The organism is Paenibacillus sanguinis 2301083 = DSM 16941, from assembly GCF_000374825.1.
Lineage (GTDB): Bacteria > Bacillota > Bacilli > Paenibacillales > Paenibacillaceae > Fontibacillus > Fontibacillus sanguinis.
In genome coordinates this window covers 228047-242391 of the sequence record NZ_KB895379.1, presented here as the reverse complement: position 1 = coordinate 242391, position 14345 = coordinate 228047, and the positions used below count along the sequence as shown (strand labels likewise).

The 14345-nt window shown below is 51.5% G+C and carries 19 protein-coding genes; all 19 read left to right on the top strand.

The annotated features are described in order from the left end of the window. Positions 1-3: 3 nt before the first annotated feature. The 19 genes from C557_RS0108960 to xseB all read left to right on the top strand — a co-directional run bounded on the left by C557_RS0108960 (position 4) and on the right by xseB (position 14293). A complete protein-coding gene (locus C557_RS0108960; protein ID WP_018751520.1) occupies positions 4-1257 on the top strand; it encodes an aspartate kinase in 1254 nt (417 codons plus the stop codon). Positions 1258-1364: 107 nt separating this feature from the next. Beyond that, a complete protein-coding gene (locus tag C557_RS0108955; protein ID WP_018751519.1) occupies positions 1365-1631 on the top strand; it encodes a YqhV family protein in 267 nt (88 codons plus the stop codon). Positions 1632-1718: 87 nt separating this feature from the next. Then, entirely contained in the window at positions 1719-2717 is a 999-nt protein-coding gene (spoIIIAA, locus tag C557_RS0108950) for a stage III sporulation protein AA (RefSeq protein WP_018751518.1), read from the top strand. After that, on the top strand, positions 2710-3228 hold the full coding sequence (gene spoIIIAB, locus C557_RS0108945) for a stage III sporulation protein SpoIIIAB (RefSeq protein WP_018751517.1): 519 nt from the start codon (positions 2710-2712) through the stop codon (positions 3226-3228). The genes spoIIIAA and spoIIIAB overlap by 8 nt, the downstream gene beginning before the upstream one ends. A 61-nt stretch (positions 3229-3289) precedes the next feature. Continuing rightward, positions 3290-3493 (top strand): stage III sporulation protein AC, encoded by a 204-nt coding sequence (gene spoIIIAC / locus C557_RS0108940; protein ID WP_009225775.1) that lies wholly within the window; start codon positions 3290-3292, stop codon positions 3491-3493. A 10-nt stretch (positions 3494-3503) separates the two neighbouring features. Further along, positions 3504-3893: a stage III sporulation protein AD gene (spoIIIAD, locus tag C557_RS0108935; protein ID WP_018751516.1), complete on the top strand. Its 390-nt coding sequence runs from the start codon at positions 3504-3506 to the stop codon at positions 3891-3893. A 73-nt stretch (positions 3894-3966) separates the two neighbouring features. After that, a complete protein-coding gene (spoIIIAE, locus tag C557_RS0108930; RefSeq protein ID WP_018751515.1) occupies positions 3967-5166 on the top strand; it encodes a stage III sporulation protein AE in 1200 nt (399 codons plus the stop codon). Between the two features lie 40 nt (positions 5167-5206). Then, complete coding sequence (gene spoIIIAF, locus C557_RS0108925) at positions 5207-5971, top strand: stage III sporulation protein AF (RefSeq protein WP_018751514.1); 765 nt, start codon at positions 5207-5209, stop codon at positions 5969-5971. 35 nt (positions 5972-6006) lie between these two features. Next, a complete protein-coding gene (gene spoIIIAG, locus C557_RS0108920; protein ID WP_018751513.1) occupies positions 6007-6645 on the top strand; it encodes a stage III sporulation protein AG in 639 nt (212 codons plus the stop codon). A 33-nt stretch (positions 6646-6678) separates the two neighbouring features. Further along, positions 6679-7461 carry a SpoIIIAH-like family protein gene (locus C557_RS0108915; protein ID WP_018751512.1) on the top strand — a complete coding sequence of 261 codons (783 nt, stop codon included), beginning with the start codon at positions 6679-6681 and terminating at the stop codon, positions 7459-7461. Positions 7462-7633: 172 nt separating this feature from the next. Next, entirely contained in the window at positions 7634-8128 is a 495-nt protein-coding gene (gene accB / locus C557_RS0108910; RefSeq protein ID WP_018751511.1) for an acetyl-CoA carboxylase biotin carboxyl carrier protein, read from the top strand. A 72-nt stretch (positions 8129-8200) separates the two neighbouring features. Next, positions 8201-9544: an acetyl-CoA carboxylase biotin carboxylase subunit gene (gene accC / locus C557_RS0108905; RefSeq protein WP_018751510.1), complete on the top strand. Its 1344-nt coding sequence runs from the start codon at positions 8201-8203 to the stop codon at positions 9542-9544. Positions 9545-9657: 113 nt separating this feature from the next. Then, positions 9658-10065 carry an Asp23/Gls24 family envelope stress response protein gene (locus C557_RS0108900; protein ID WP_018751509.1) on the top strand — a complete coding sequence of 136 codons (408 nt, stop codon included), beginning with the start codon at positions 9658-9660 and terminating at the stop codon, positions 10063-10065. A gap of 90 nt (positions 10066-10155) precedes the next feature. Continuing rightward, the gene (gene amaP, locus C557_RS0108895; protein WP_018751508.1) at positions 10156-10695 is read left to right on the top strand and encodes an alkaline shock response membrane anchor protein AmaP; all 540 of its coding nucleotides are present in this window, start codon (positions 10156-10158) and stop codon (positions 10693-10695) included. Between the two features lie 14 nt (positions 10696-10709). Beyond that, positions 10710-10943, top strand: coding sequence for a DUF2273 domain-containing protein (locus tag C557_RS0108890; protein ID WP_018751507.1), 234 nt, complete (start codon positions 10710-10712; stop codon positions 10941-10943). A gap of 148 nt (positions 10944-11091) precedes the next feature. After that, on the top strand, positions 11092-11541 hold the full coding sequence (nusB, locus tag C557_RS0108885; RefSeq protein WP_018751506.1) for a transcription antitermination factor NusB: 450 nt from the start codon (positions 11092-11094) through the stop codon (positions 11539-11541). 117 nt (positions 11542-11658) lie between these two features. Further along, complete coding sequence (gene folD, locus C557_RS0108880) at positions 11659-12516, top strand: bifunctional methylenetetrahydrofolate dehydrogenase/methenyltetrahydrofolate cyclohydrolase FolD (RefSeq protein WP_018751505.1); 858 nt, start codon at positions 11659-11661, stop codon at positions 12514-12516. Positions 12517-12654: 138 nt separating this feature from the next. Then, complete coding sequence (gene xseA / locus C557_RS0108875; protein WP_018751504.1) at positions 12655-14037, top strand: exodeoxyribonuclease VII large subunit; 1383 nt, start codon at positions 12655-12657, stop codon at positions 14035-14037. Beyond that, positions 14012-14293 carry an exodeoxyribonuclease VII small subunit gene (gene xseB, locus C557_RS0108870; protein ID WP_018751503.1) on the top strand — a complete coding sequence of 94 codons (282 nt, stop codon included), beginning with the start codon at positions 14012-14014 and terminating at the stop codon, positions 14291-14293. The genes xseA and xseB overlap by 26 nt, the downstream gene beginning before the upstream one ends. Positions 14294-14345: the final 52 nt, after the last annotated feature.

Below are 14345 nucleotides of genomic sequence, written 5' to 3'. Positions count from 1 at the left end.
GAGTTGGCTTTATATGTAATGAAATTTGGAGGAAGTTCCGTAGGCGATACGGAGCGGATGCAGCGGGTTGCCCGGCGCATTATCGAGAAGCAGCAGGAAGGAAATCAAGTGGTGGTCGTTGTTTCTGCTATGGGAGATACGACGGATGATCTGATAGATCAGGCCAAGCTGTTAAGTAAAGAACCCCCGGCAAGGGAAATGGACATGCTAATGACTACCGGTGAGCAAATCTCCATTGCGATGTTGTCGATTGCGCTTCAGGCAATGGGTGCTCAAGCGGTTTCTTATACGGGTTGGCAGGCAGGCTTCCGTACAGAGGCGGTGCACGGCAAGGCGCGGATTACCGATATTCAGCCGGAGCGGGTGTTGAAATCGCTGGAGGCGGGAAATATCGTTATTGTAGCCGGGTTCCAGGGCATGACCGAGGAGGGCGAGATCACGACCTTCGGTCGTGGTGGTTCCGATACAACTGCAGTTGCTTTGGCGGCAGCTACCCATGCTGACTGCTGCGAAATTTATACAGATGTGGATGGTATTTACTCCACCGACCCGAGAATCGTCAAAAATGCACGCAAGCTGAACGAAATCTCTTATGACGAAATGCTGGAGCTGGCTAACTTGGGGGCGGCGGTGCTGCATCCCCGTGCGGTAGAATACGCCAAGCTGCATCAGGTTCGTCTTGTGGTACGGTCAAGCTTTAACAATAATGAAGGAACGGTTGTGAAGGAGGAAGTCAAGATGGAGCAAGGCGTAGTAGTTAGCGGGATCGCCTACGATAAGAACGTAGCCAGAATCAGCATTCTGGGTGTATCGCACGTTCCTGGCGTATTGGCCAAGGTATTTGGTTCATTGGCCGAGTCCAAGATTGATGTGGACATTATCGTCCAAAGCGGGGTACAGGACGGCAAAGCGGATTTCTCCTTTACAGTGGCTTTGTCCGATTGCGACAAGGCATTAAAGGTTCTGGAGCAGATTCGCGGCGCACTGCCTTATGATAAGGTAACTTCGGAAGAAGGGCTGGTCAAGGTGTCCATCGTTGGTGCCGGTATGGTGAGCCATCCGGGGGTGGCTGCCCAAATGTTTGAAGTTATCTCCAAGCAAGGGGTTAACATTGTTATGGTAAGCACATCGGAGATTAAAGTCTCTTGTGTCATTGACGGAAGCAAGCTGAACGAGGTCATTACTGCGCTCCACAGCGCTTATGGTCTGGATACGGAGAATACGGCTTTTGTTGGAGGTCCACAGGATCGCCGGTAAACGATATAGAGGATTCAAAGAGCTCGCGAGCTGCGGGCTCTTTTTTTTATGCTAAATAAGGGAAACCAGGCATATCGTTTAAGAGATGGGACAAGGGGGAGGTTCATATGCTTGATAAGTTTGTGGCGAGCATGGCAAGCTTGCGTATCACGTCAGGAATGATAGAGATTATTGCAGCGCTGCTTATGCTCAAGCTGGGAAGAGTCGACAAGGCCCTGGTTGTTAATTCGGCACTAGCCTTTGTTGGGCCATCCGTACTGATTGTTACGACCCTTATCGGACTTGCCGGCATGGCTGATAGATTGTCGCTTGGGAAGATGTTATGGATTGGCTTAGGGGTTGTGTGTCTCTTAATTGGCATTTTGAAGAAATGATAGATTCCCTAGCATAAAGACAAAGTACAGGCATACATATGAGATATAGCAAAATCAAGAACATCAAGCTTGGTAGGGGGTGTGTTCATGGGCCCAAGCTGGCTGGCTGTATTTCCCGACAACCTCCAAAGTCTACTGCTCAAGCTGCCGTCTTCTATCTTTCCCCAATTGGAAGAGATACGCATCCGAGAGGGGCGGCCGCTTGAGATTAACACAGGTGGCCACTATTACTTCCTGACACCTTCGGGAGAGGTCACAAGAAATCCTCAGTCGGCGTACAAGCCTGAGAAGCAAGACAGCAATCGTCTGCTTGATCTGATTACGAACCATTCGCTGTATACGATGGAGGAGGAACTTCGGAAAGGCTTCATCACGATCGCGGGCGGCCATCGGATTGGGCTGGCGGGAAGGACTTTGCTAAGTGGAGGAAAAGTAGAGCACTTACGGGATATTAGTGGATTTAACGTACGAATCGCCAGAGAGATTAAGGGAATTGCCAACCCGCTTCTGCCGAAGTTGCTGGATTTCAAGTACAGAACGGTGCATCACACGCTTATTCTTTCACCACCTCAGCATGGTAAAACCACCTTGATCCGCGACTTGGCCCGTCAGATCAGCAGCGGAACCTGGGGGCATCCGGCTGCAGCTTGGCCCGGCCGCAAGGTAGGCGTCATCGACGAACGTTCTGAGATTGCCGGAAGCAAGCGGGGGGTGCCTGGCTTTGATGTGGGTCCGCGGACCGATGTACTGGATGGCTGTCCCAAGGCCGAAGGCATGATGATGATGATTCGCTCCATGTCTCCGGATGTGTTGATTGTGGATGAGATCGGGCGGCCCGAGGATGTGGAAGCATTGGCTGAAGCGCTTCATGCCGGGGTTCGGGTCATCGCTACGGCGCATGGATCAAGCGTTGACGATTTATCCTCCCGGCCCGCACTGGCTAAGTTAACGGATACCTTCTTTTTTCAGATGTATGTGGTGCTCTCGCGCTCGGAGAAAGGACTGGCATTCAAGTTATGGGATAGCAAGCGAAGAGAGATACCGTTGGCGGGAACGGAGTGGAAGGGCAGGGAAGAGCATGGTTAAAATGTTCGGAGCTGCGCTCGTTCTGTTGGCAGCCACGCTGGCCGGATGGCTTCATGCCAGGCAATATGCAGCGCGTCCTCATCAGATTCGCCGTCTGATTCTGGCTCTGAAACGCCTGGAGACCGAGATAATGTATGGTTTTACACCGCTCCCCGATGCGATGCGCCGTATCGGAGAGCAAGCCCAAGAGCCGATCAGATCCCTATTCGTCAAGGCAGCGGACAACATGGATTCAGGTCAGCAATGGACAGCCCAACAGAGTCTGGAGCATGCCGCTGCGAAGCTATGGGGGAATACCGCTATGAAAGGGGCTGAGCAGGAGGTGATCCGGCAGTTAAGCTACACCCTCGGGACAAGCGACCGCCGGGATCAATTGGGTCATCTGTCCACAGCGGTCCGGCAACTGGAGAGCGAGGAATCCGCAGCGCGTGAAGACCAGGCCCGTTATGAGAAGATGTATCGAAGTTTAGGATTGCTGTGCGGAGCGTTCATTGTCATTTTATTCTACTAAATTACCCATTTCCTCCACGGCCGATTGCCGCCTGTGAAATCGTTAGCGAGGTGCCAAATCAATGAACATAGAAGTGAACGCCATCTTTCAGATTGCGGGCATCGGTATCATAATCGCCATGATCCATACTGTATTGAAGCAGATGGGCAAGGAAGACATGGCGCATTGGGTGACGCTGATCGGATTCGTCGTTGTTCTATTCATGGTCATCCGGCTGCTTGACAGTCTGTTTCAGGAAATTAAATCGATCTTCTTGTTTCAGTAGGTGAATTCCTATGGAAATCATCCAAATTGTCGGGCTTGGCCTGATTGCAACTGTACTGATTCTGGTCATTAAAGAAACCAAGCCGATCTTCGCTTTTCTGATTGCCGCAAGTACCGGAATTCTCATTTTTTTATATCTCATCGGTAAAATTGGCGGCATTATCGAGGTGCTTGAGGACTTGGCCGACAAATCCGGAGTCGAGATGATCTACCTCAAGACGCTGCTGAAAATTATCGGAATTGCTTATATCGCTGAGTTCGGGGCACAAATTGTGCGGGATGCCGGACAAGAGAGCATTGCCAGCAAAATTGAAATGGCCGGAAAGGTCTTCATCATGGTGCTTGCCATTCCGATTATCAGCATCATTGTGGAAACTGTTATCAAGCTGCTGCCGGCTTAGCGCTCGTCCAATCTTCCCGAATGCTGAACGCCTGACGGATAAATAAACACTGCATGAGAATGGGGGAGAGAGGATGGAGACCACCAACGGACGTGGGCATGGAAAAACGCTATTCCTGCTCATTCTGGGCTTCATTTTGTTCTGGAATGTGCCGTTTCTGGCCTCCGCCGCTCCGGGAGCGGATGATAACTGGATGGAGCGTCAAGCGGAAGAGTTGCCCATTGATCAAGTCGAAGCTTACTGGCAGCAGCTCATGAAGGAGTATGGCGGATTTTTCCCCGATCAGAAGGTCCCTACCTTTATGGAGCTGCTGTTACAGCAAGATCAGAGCTTCAGCCTTAAATCCGGTTTGTCGGGATTAATGCGGTATATGTGGCATGAGGTGCTCTACAACGGACATATTCTGGTCACCATCGTATTGCTCTCCATTTTCAGCCTGATTCTGGAGACGCTTCAAACCGCATTCGAGCGCAAACAGGTCAGCAAAGTGGCTTACTCCATCTGCTATATGGTGATTTTGGTGTTGGCCATCAACAGCTTCCGGGTGTCGATTACTTATGCGACGAATGCAATCAGCGGCATGATTGATTTTATGATGGCCATGGTCCCGCTGCTCTTTACCCTGCTGGCCTCCATGGGGAACGCGGTGACGGTTACGGTGACACATCCCTTGGTAGTGTTCATGGTACATATGGTAGGAACAGCCGTACATACCGTGATCTTCCCGTTGTTGTTCTTCTCAGCCGTATTGCATATCGTCAGCTCATTATCGGATAAGTACAAGCTGACCCAACTTGCCAATCTGTTACGTACAGTTAGCATGGCTCTACTGGGTATCCTGCTGACCGTCTTCCTTGGGATCATTTCCGTGAAGGGCATTGCCGGTTCGGTGGCAGACGGGGTAACGCTGCGGGCCGCCAAATATTTAACCGGAAATTTCATTCCGGTGGTTGGCAAGGTGTTTGCGGATGCCACGGATACAGTGATTTCCGCCTCTTTGCTGGTCAAGAACTCCATAGGTCTGGTGGGCGTCATTATTCTGTTGCTGCTTTGCGCGTTTCCGGCTATTAAGATCATTACCTTGTCGCTTCTCTTTAACCTGGCGGGAGCGGTGATGCAGCCGTTAGGGGATTCCCCCATCGTGACCTGCCTGGAGACCATCGGGAAGAGCATGCTGTATGTATTTGCCGCCCTGGCGGCGGTTGGCCTGATGTTTTTCTTGGCCATTACCATCATGCTTACAGCGGGGAACATCACGGTCATGATGAGATAGACCTCTTCATTCTGATGCACGAACACAAGGTGGTGAGCACGTGAACTGGCTGGCCGAATGGCTGCGGGAAATTATTTCTATCGTGTTGATTGCTGTTTTTATCGAGCTGCTCTTGCCTAACCGCGCTATGGAGCGTTACGTCAGGTTCGTCGTCAGCCTTCTGGTTTTATTAACCCTGCTCTCACCGATCATCAAGCTATTCTCGGCGGATGCAGCACAGCAATTGAAGGTGGCATTCTCCCAAGGCATGGACGGACTAGACGATCAGCAACTGGGGGAGAGCACCGAGGCCATTCTAAAGCAAGGAGAGAAGCTGAAGCAAAAACGGGAAGAGGAAGCCTTGGTCTGGGCTGGAGAGGAAGCTGCAAGGCAGATGAAGGATCAGATTGAACGGGAGACAGGGCGCTTCGTAGATCGCGTAACCGTTAAGCTGGCTACTAAGCCGGGGACCGAGGATTCTAATCCCCCGCAGCCAATCATCGCTTCGGTGGAGGTTGTCATGGCCCAGATCGTGCCAAATGAGGAAGAAGGGCAACGCGCTGCAAAGCGGCGGGAACAAGTGACGATTGCACCGGTGCCAAAGATTCAGATCGAACTCGATCAGCAGACCGAGGACGATGCAGGCAGACCGTTAGACAGCAAGGCAGCGATTGCGAACACAGATCCGGTAGAAACCGATGAAGCAGCTTCCAAAGGAACGAGCCAAACCTCGGATCATCAGTTGACTCGGCAAATCGAACAACTGCTTCGGCAGCAATGGGGCGTGGAGGAAGAGACGGTTACGATTATGGATTCGCCCGCTTAAAAGTAAGAGTTCAAAAAGTCAGGGAGGTGAAACATATGCCGGGATGGCTGAAGAAGCTGGAACAATGGTTAGGCCGCGGAGCAGAAGGCAAGAAGACGGTGAATACCTTCCGTTTGCTCTTGATTCTCGGACTAGTGGGTGTCGCCATCATGTTGTTCAACTCATTTGTCAACGTGAAGCAGGTGGATACCGAGGGAGGGGGCAGCAGGGAGCCTCCGGTAATGCAAGAGTTGCCCGGGCTTGCGGGCGAGCCGGAAAATGATGATTTTGTCGGAATTGAGTCGAGCCTGGAGAACAAGACTAAGGAGATTTTGGAGAAAATTGTCGGCGTTGGCGCTGTCGATGTGCTGGTGACTATTGATTCAACTGAGGAAATCGTGGTCCAGCGCAATATGAAGGATTCGCAGGAACTTACGGAGGAAAGCGACGCGGACGGAGGCAAACGGCATATTACCCAATATACACGAGACGGTCAGATTGTCACTTACGATGCTTCGGTGGGGCAGCAGCCCATCGTCACCAAGAAGATCAAGCCCAAGGTTCGAGGAGTGCTGGTCGTGGCCAGAGGGGCGGAAAACAAGACGGTTAAGGGGCTGATTGTGGATGCCGTCGAGAAGGGTCTGAACGTTCCCGCCTACCGGATTTCCGTCGTGCCGCGCAAGCAGTCTCAATAAATTACAACCCCATTATCTAGGAGGAATTTAAACATGAAATCCAAAAGACAAACGATTTGGTTAGTGTCTATGCTCAGCCTGATGGTCATTTTATCCGCTTATTATCTGTTTACGGAAGATGGACCTTCCCCATCCGCTCCGGTTGACGGGCAACAGGTGGCGGACAGCGGTGTATTGCCAAGCAACGAGGATCAAACGCTGGGGAACGATGTTATTCTTTCAGAAGTAACAACGGATGGCAGTAGTGAGAACGGCAACGCAATTACAGATGAGGATGCCGCAATCTTGCCGGAAGGTCAGGAGGAAGGCGCGGAGGATTCCGCGGTGACCAAGGAAGAGACCACATCCACTGAGAAAACACCGACAACCGGGACTGCGAAGGCAGATACAAGCTCAACAAAGAGCGCTGCTCCAAATGTAACCGACCAAGATGTATTGAGCGAAGTGGAAGCTCAGGGTGTGTCTTCTATGGATACTTTGACAGCCTATCAATTCGAGCGGACACAAGAGAACATGAAGAAGCAGGAAGAGCTGATGCAAACCATCAGCGATACGGACAAACCGGTGAGTGAATCCGCAATGGCCCAGCAGCAATTGAACGCACTTGAGGAGAAGGAAGCCAAGATTTATGACATCGAAGAAAAGCTTAAACAGCAATATGCCAATGCCGTCGTGACCGAGGCGGATGATAAGTTCAAGGTTGTCGTTGTCAGCGAGAAGATGGAGGCCAAGGAAGCGGTTGGCATCATGGACTTGATTATCAAGGAATTGGACATCACTCAAGACAAGGTCAGCGTGCAGTACGTGACACAGTAACGAAAGCGGTGAGCTTGGAAGCGGCAAGCCCATAATTGCTTGGAAAGAGCCCGGGTAAACTTGGGCTCTTTCCATTTTGATCGATTGTGATATAATACATAAAGTTATGGACTGTAAATGCTTGTCACTGGGCTAAAGCTTTCCCTATAAAGCTGAAGGAGAGAGTGAAAACATGTTTAAACTGAATGAAATCAAAGAATTGATCGAACTACTGGACAAGACATCCGTGCAAGAGCTGGAGATTGAAAATGAAGGCGCTCGTTTGTGTATTCGTAAGCCTGGAGTCAGTGAGGTTGTTCACATGCAATCTTCGGTCGTACCGGCAGCAATGCCGCATTTCTCAACCGCCGCCAACGCACCTGTTGTCCCTGAGACCGCAACCCAGCAAGCAGAGGAATCGGTGAGAGCCAGTGCATCGGTCGCTAATTTACATACGATAGTTTCACCGATGGTAGGGACCTTTTATCGTTCCTCTTCCCCGGAAGCCCAGCCTTTTGTCAACATCGGAGATAAGGTAGGCGAGAAAACAACGGTCTGCATTATCGAAGCGATGAAGCTGATGAATGAACTTGAGGCTGAAGTCAAGGGTGAAATTGCTGAAATTCTCGTGGAAAATGGTCAAATGGTAGAATACGGACAACCTCTTTTCTTGGTGAAGCCGGAGTAGCTAGATTGTATCGCACCCGCACCTGTCCAAGAGTGAGGGGCGTCGCTTTCCAAAGGAGGACATGAGACACTTATGAAATTTCACAAAGTATTAATCGCAAACCGCGGCGAAATTGCGGTTCGGATTATTCGCGCCTGCCGCGAACTGGGCATTTCCACGGTGGCGGTATATTCTGAGGCAGATAAGGATTCGCTGCATGTGCGTTTGGCTGATGAAGCCTATTGTATCGGGCCTACCCTGTCCAAGGACAGTTACCTGAATTTGACCAATCTGATGAGCGTTGCTACTTTGACAGAATGTGATGCCATCCATCCAGGCTATGGATTTTTGGCCGAAAATGCCGATTTCGCAGAAATCTGTGGCTCCTGCAATATTACGTTTATCGGCCCCTCTCCCGAAGCGATTACGCGAATGGGAGATAAGGCGGTAGCCAAACAGACGATGAAGGATGCAAAAGTACCCGTTATTCCAGGTACGGATGGCCTCGTTGAGGATATCGATGAAGCAATCATGATCGCCCGTGATATCGGTTATCCCGTCATCATCAAGGCTACGGCCGGGGGCGGAGGCAAGGGAATCCGCATTGCGGAGGACGAGAATTCGCTGATCAAGCAGATTACAACAGCTCAGCAGGAAGCCCAGAAGGCCTTCGGCAATGCTGGCGTATATCTGGAGAAATTTTTAACCGGCATGAAGCATGTAGAGATTCAAATCATTGCCGACAAGCATGGCAACGCGGTTTATCTGGGCGAGCGGGATTGCTCGATTCAGCGCCGCCGCCAGAAGCTGATCGAGGAGGCGCCTTGCCCTATACTTACGGAGGAGAAGCGCCGTGAAATGGGTGAAGCTGCCGTACGCGCAGCGCTTGCTGTGAATTATTCGGGGGCGGGTACGCTGGAATTTCTGTTGAGCCCGGATGGTCATTTCTACTTTATGGAGATGAACACCAGAATTCAGGTTGAGCACCCGGTCACAGAAATGGTTACAGGTATTGACTTGATTCAGGAGATGATCTCCGTAGCGGAGGGCAATCCCCTTTCGTTTAATCAGGAGGATGTTGAACTGAACGGCTGGTCCATCGAGTGCCGTATCAACGCCGAAGATCCTGCACGCAACTTCATGCCGTCCCCTGGGAAAATCGGATTTTATTTGCCGCCAGGAGGTCCGGGCGTGCGTGTAGACAGCGGGGCATATCCGGGATATACGATCTCTCCGCATTATGATTCCATGATTGCGAAGCTGATCGTTTGGGGAGCAACGCGGGAAGAAGCTATTGCCAAGATGAAGCGGGCCTTATCCGAATTTGCGATTGAAGGCATTCATACGACCATTCCTTTTCATCAGAGATTGCTGGAGCATCCTGCCTTTCTCAAGGGTGATTTTGATATTAAATTTCTGGAAGAAAACGAGATTTAAGAAGCTGCTTGCTCGTTTGTCATAATGAACCCGAAATGATATAGTATGTATAATAAGTGCGCAGCTATACCCGCTATTGCGGCGTCATACTTATTGAGAGGTGGATGAATAGAATGAGCACATTGCCTACGGAATTTGAACGCACGGAGATCGGTGAAATTCAGATTGCCCCGGAGGTTATTGAAGTTATCGCTGGTCTGGCTACCGTTGAAGTCAAAGGTGTTGCCGGAATGAGCGGGGGCTTTGCTGGAGGCATTGCTGAACTGCTTGGCAGAAAGAACCTGTCCAAGGGTGTCAAGGTGGAAGTTGGACAACGCGAAGCGGCTGTGGACGTGTCGGTGATTGTGGAATACGGCAATCGTCTGCCTGAAGTAGCTTCCGAAATTCAACGCAATGTCAAACGCTCGATCGAAACGATGACGGGGCTGAACGTAGTGGAAGTGAACGTACATATTCACGACGTCATCTTCAAAGCAACGGAGCGTGTTGAAGAATTGGAGCCGGCTCACCGGGTGAAATAATGTTGGTTCATAAACCCCCGACCGTTCTGGGTCAGGGGTTTACTGTAATTTTCAGCGTGGACACGCTGTACCAAGGAGGCTATACTTGCCGTGGCCAAAATTTTAGATCGATTGTTGCTGTTTATCTATAGCTTGAGCATTATTATACTAACCTTGTTCGCGATTCTTTTGCTGACGAAGGCCATACCTCTGGATAGCGATGTACTGAAGCACCAAGCTTATTACATCAGTGTGTGGACGGTCATCATTATCTTGCTGCTCTTGAGCATCCGCTTTTTCTACATATCAGTGCGCAGAGATCGGACGTCGATGTCTTCGATCGACCAGCGGACGGAATACGGCGATATTCAAATTTCGGTAGAGACGATTGAGAACTTGTCGTTCAAGGCGGCATCCCGTGTTCGCGGTATTAAGGAAGTCAAGACACGTATTCGCATTACAGAAGCTGGCCTGGAAATTGTAGTTCGTGCCATGGTGGATGGAGAAAGCTCTATTCCGTTGCTGACGGAAGAAGTGCAGAAGCAGGTTCATGACCATGTAGAGGAGATTACGGGGATTCCCGTAACGTATGTCTCGGTATACATCGCCAATCTGGTTCATTCACCGGTGATCAAAAGCCGGGTTGAATAGAGGTGAGCAGCGGGATGTTTTGGAAGGAATTATGGGAGAATTATAGAGGACGCTTGCTCGGAATAGCGACGGCCTTGTTCTTATGGATAATCTATATGTTTTTTGATTTTTGGAATATGCTGTTCTGTGCCTTACTGTTGTTTATCGGATATACTGTAGGCAAACAGAAGGACTTGGAGGAAGGCCCTTTCTTGCCCTGGGGCCGAATTTGGGAATGGTTGTCTTCACGCTGGCGCCCTTTTAAATGATCCCTGTAATATGCTTTCTCCAGAAAAAGAGCTGAGGAACCTTCTTGCCCATTTTGTGGAGTAAGCCTGTTACGGGTCTTTTTTTGTCCGGGTAGGGCGATTTGCAACCAAGGATATACGGCTTGAGATTAATTTTAGGAGGAAAACCATGAAACGGCGATTAGCCAGAGAAATTGCGGTGCAGAGCATGTACCAGATGGAAATGAATGAGGTGGATGCGGAAGAAGCGGTGATGATGCTGCTGACGGAAGCGGCGGGGGAAAATGAAAGTGAAGTGGAATTGTCCGACATCGATGCAACCAAAGCGTTTGTGCTGGAACTGATTGAGGGGACCTGGGGGCATAAAGAGGCCATTGACGAATTGTTGGTCGACTATTTGAAGGGCTGGCAGCTTAGCCGATTGTCCAAAGTGGATCGGCAGGTGCTTCGACTTGCTACTTACGAAATGGTATTTCGTGATGATGTTCCGGGCAAAGTGGCCGTCAACGAAGCCATTGAGTTGGCCAAGCACTTCGGAACCGGAGATTCCGGTAAATTCGTGAATGGCGTACTTGGCAAGATGATTCAGGATGTCGAGCAGTTGAAGAGCAAACGATAAAATTTTCGCTTGGCACGGGGTGAATTCAAGACTCGACGTTGAACGCGCTGCCTTACCCGCTTCGTGATCAAAAGCAGATTTTTTGAATTACCTTACACAGAGCAGAGGAGAGATGACATGTCAGCACCTATCATTAACGGGAAACAAATCTCAGAGGATATTCGGGGAAGTTTGCGAGAGGAAGTGCAGCAACTGGTGAAGCAGGGCTTCACACCGGGGCTGGCCGTCGTGCTCGTTGGCGAAGATCCGGCATCTCAAGTCTATGTACGCAATAAGGAGAAGGCTTGTCATGATCTGGGCTACTATTCCGAAGTTCACCGTCTCTCAGCCGCGACCTCACAGGATGAACTGTTGACTCTGGTGAATAAGCTGAATCAGCAGGCGAATATCCATGGGATTCTGGTCCAGTTGCCCTTGCCGGGGCATATCGAGGAGAAGGCGGTCATTGACGCTATCGCAGTAGAGAAAGACGTTGATGGCTTCCATCCCGTGAATGTGGGGAATCTGGTCATTGGTGACGATAGTCTGTTGCCTTGCACTCCTGCGGGCGTTATTGAACTGATCAAGCGTACAGGTCTCTCAATCTCGGGCAAGCATGCGGTGGTAATCGGGCGCAGCAATATCGTTGGCAAGCCGGTATCCCTGCTGCTGCAACGGGAGAATGCGACGGTTACGATGTGTCATTCTCGTACCACCAATATGAAGGAATTGACCCAACAAGCAGACATTCTTGTGGTTGCTATTGGACGAGCCAATTTTGTGGATGCCTCTTATGTGAAGCCGGGAGCTGTTGTCATCGACGTCGGGATGAATCGCCTGGATAACGGTAAGCTGGCGGGAGATGTGGATTATGAGAGTGTTCGGGAAATCTCCGGACCGATTACACCTGTTCCCGGCGGCGTAGGCCCGATGACCATTACGATGCTGATGCAAAATACGCTGATTGCGGCCAAGAGACTTCAAGGTCTGGCTTGAAATTGTGATGTGGTGAATAAATGAGCCAAAGGCTACAGGACGGGCGTTATTATATAAGTTGAATTAAAGAATCGTAAGAACATTTTCTCGTCTGCTTCTTTGTGTTCAACTTATATACTAGGAAAGGGGAGTGTTCTGGTGCAGCCGCAGCGAATTTTATCGGTCAAGGAATTAAACCGCTATATGCGGATGAAGCTGGAATCCGACGCGACGCTGGCGGATGTCTGGATTCGCGGGGAAATCTCCAACTTCACGCATCACTCCAGCGGACATATGTATTTTACGCTCAAGGATACGGACAGCCGGATCAAATGCATCATGTTTGCTTCGCATAATCAGCGGCTCCCGTTCAAGCCGAAGGAGGGCGCACGGGTTATCGCCCGCGGAAATGTTTCCGTCTATGAACGGGATGGGCAATATCAGTTCTATGCAACACATATGCAGCCCGATGGCATTGGCAGCCTGTACCTGGCCTTCGAGCAATTGAAGCAGAAGCTGGAGGGAGAAGGCCTGTTTGCGCCGCAGCGGAAGCGGCCATTGCCGCGCTTTCCGCGCACGATTGGTGTGGTGACCTCGCCGACGGGGGCGGCGGTGAGGGATATCTTGACCACGCTGGCGCGACGTTACCCGCAAGCGGCGGTTGTTCTCTACCCGGTGCTGGTTCAAGGCAAAGGGGCAGCGCCCTCGATCGTGAAGGCGCTCCGCACGCTGAACGCCATGGGTGAGGCCGACGTATTGATCGTCGGCCGCGGCGGCGGCTCGCTCGAGGAGCTGTGGGCGTTTAACGAGGAGCAGGTCGCGCGTGCGATCTACGAATCGGCGATTCCGGTCATTTCGGCCGTTGGCCATGAGACCGACTTTACGATCGCCGATTTTGTCGCCGACCTGCGGGCGGCAACGCCCACAGCGGCCGCCGAGCTGGCCGTGCCGCACACGGCGGAGCTGCGCGCGCAGCTCCGCCAGCGCGAGCAGATGCTGCAGCAGGGCTTGCAGCATCGCCTGCGGCAAGCGCGCGAGCGGCTCAGCCGCATACAGCGCTCGCCGGCGCTTCTGCAGCCGCGGCGCAGCCTGCTCCAGCACGCGGAGCGGCTGGACAGGCTGTCATCGCGGCTACAGGAGCGCGCCGCGCTGCGGCTGCAACTGGCGGATGCGGCGCATGGCCGCCTGCGTCAACGTCTCCTGCGCTATCATCCGCAGGAGACGTTGCAATTCGCGCTGCGGCGTCAGCAGAGCGCGGACCGTTTGCTGCGGCAATCGATGCTCAGTCTGCTGCGTGATCGCTCGCGTCAGCTAACGGCACATATCCGCCAACTGGACGCGCTAAGCCCGTTGAAGGTAATGGGGCGTGGGTATAGTCTCGTTTATGACGAAACAGGCACGAAACTGGTTAAATCACTAGCCCAGGTGGAGCTGGGGGACAGAATCCGGGTGGCTATTACGGATGGAGAGTTGGATTGCCAAGTATGGGGCATGAGGGCGGAAGGAGCTGGTAAAGATGAAGAAGCAGGCGGAAAAGGTTGATCCTGTGGCAGAGCAGGCACAGGTTAACTTCGAGGAAGCCATGCAACAGTTGGAGAATATTGTATCTGAGCTGGAGCGGGGCGACGTACCCTTGGAGAAGGCGATCGACCTGTTTCAGCAGGGAATGCAGCTTTCGCAATTATGTGGACAGAAGCTGGCTGAGGTTGAACGCAAAATCGAGATGATTGTTGAAGAGGATGGCGAGATTAGCAAGCAGCCGTTTCAGCCGCCGCTGGGCGAGCCAAGTGATTTCTGAACAGAGAGCGGGGATCTTTTTGCAGCAGCACAAGCAGACAGCGTTAGACGAA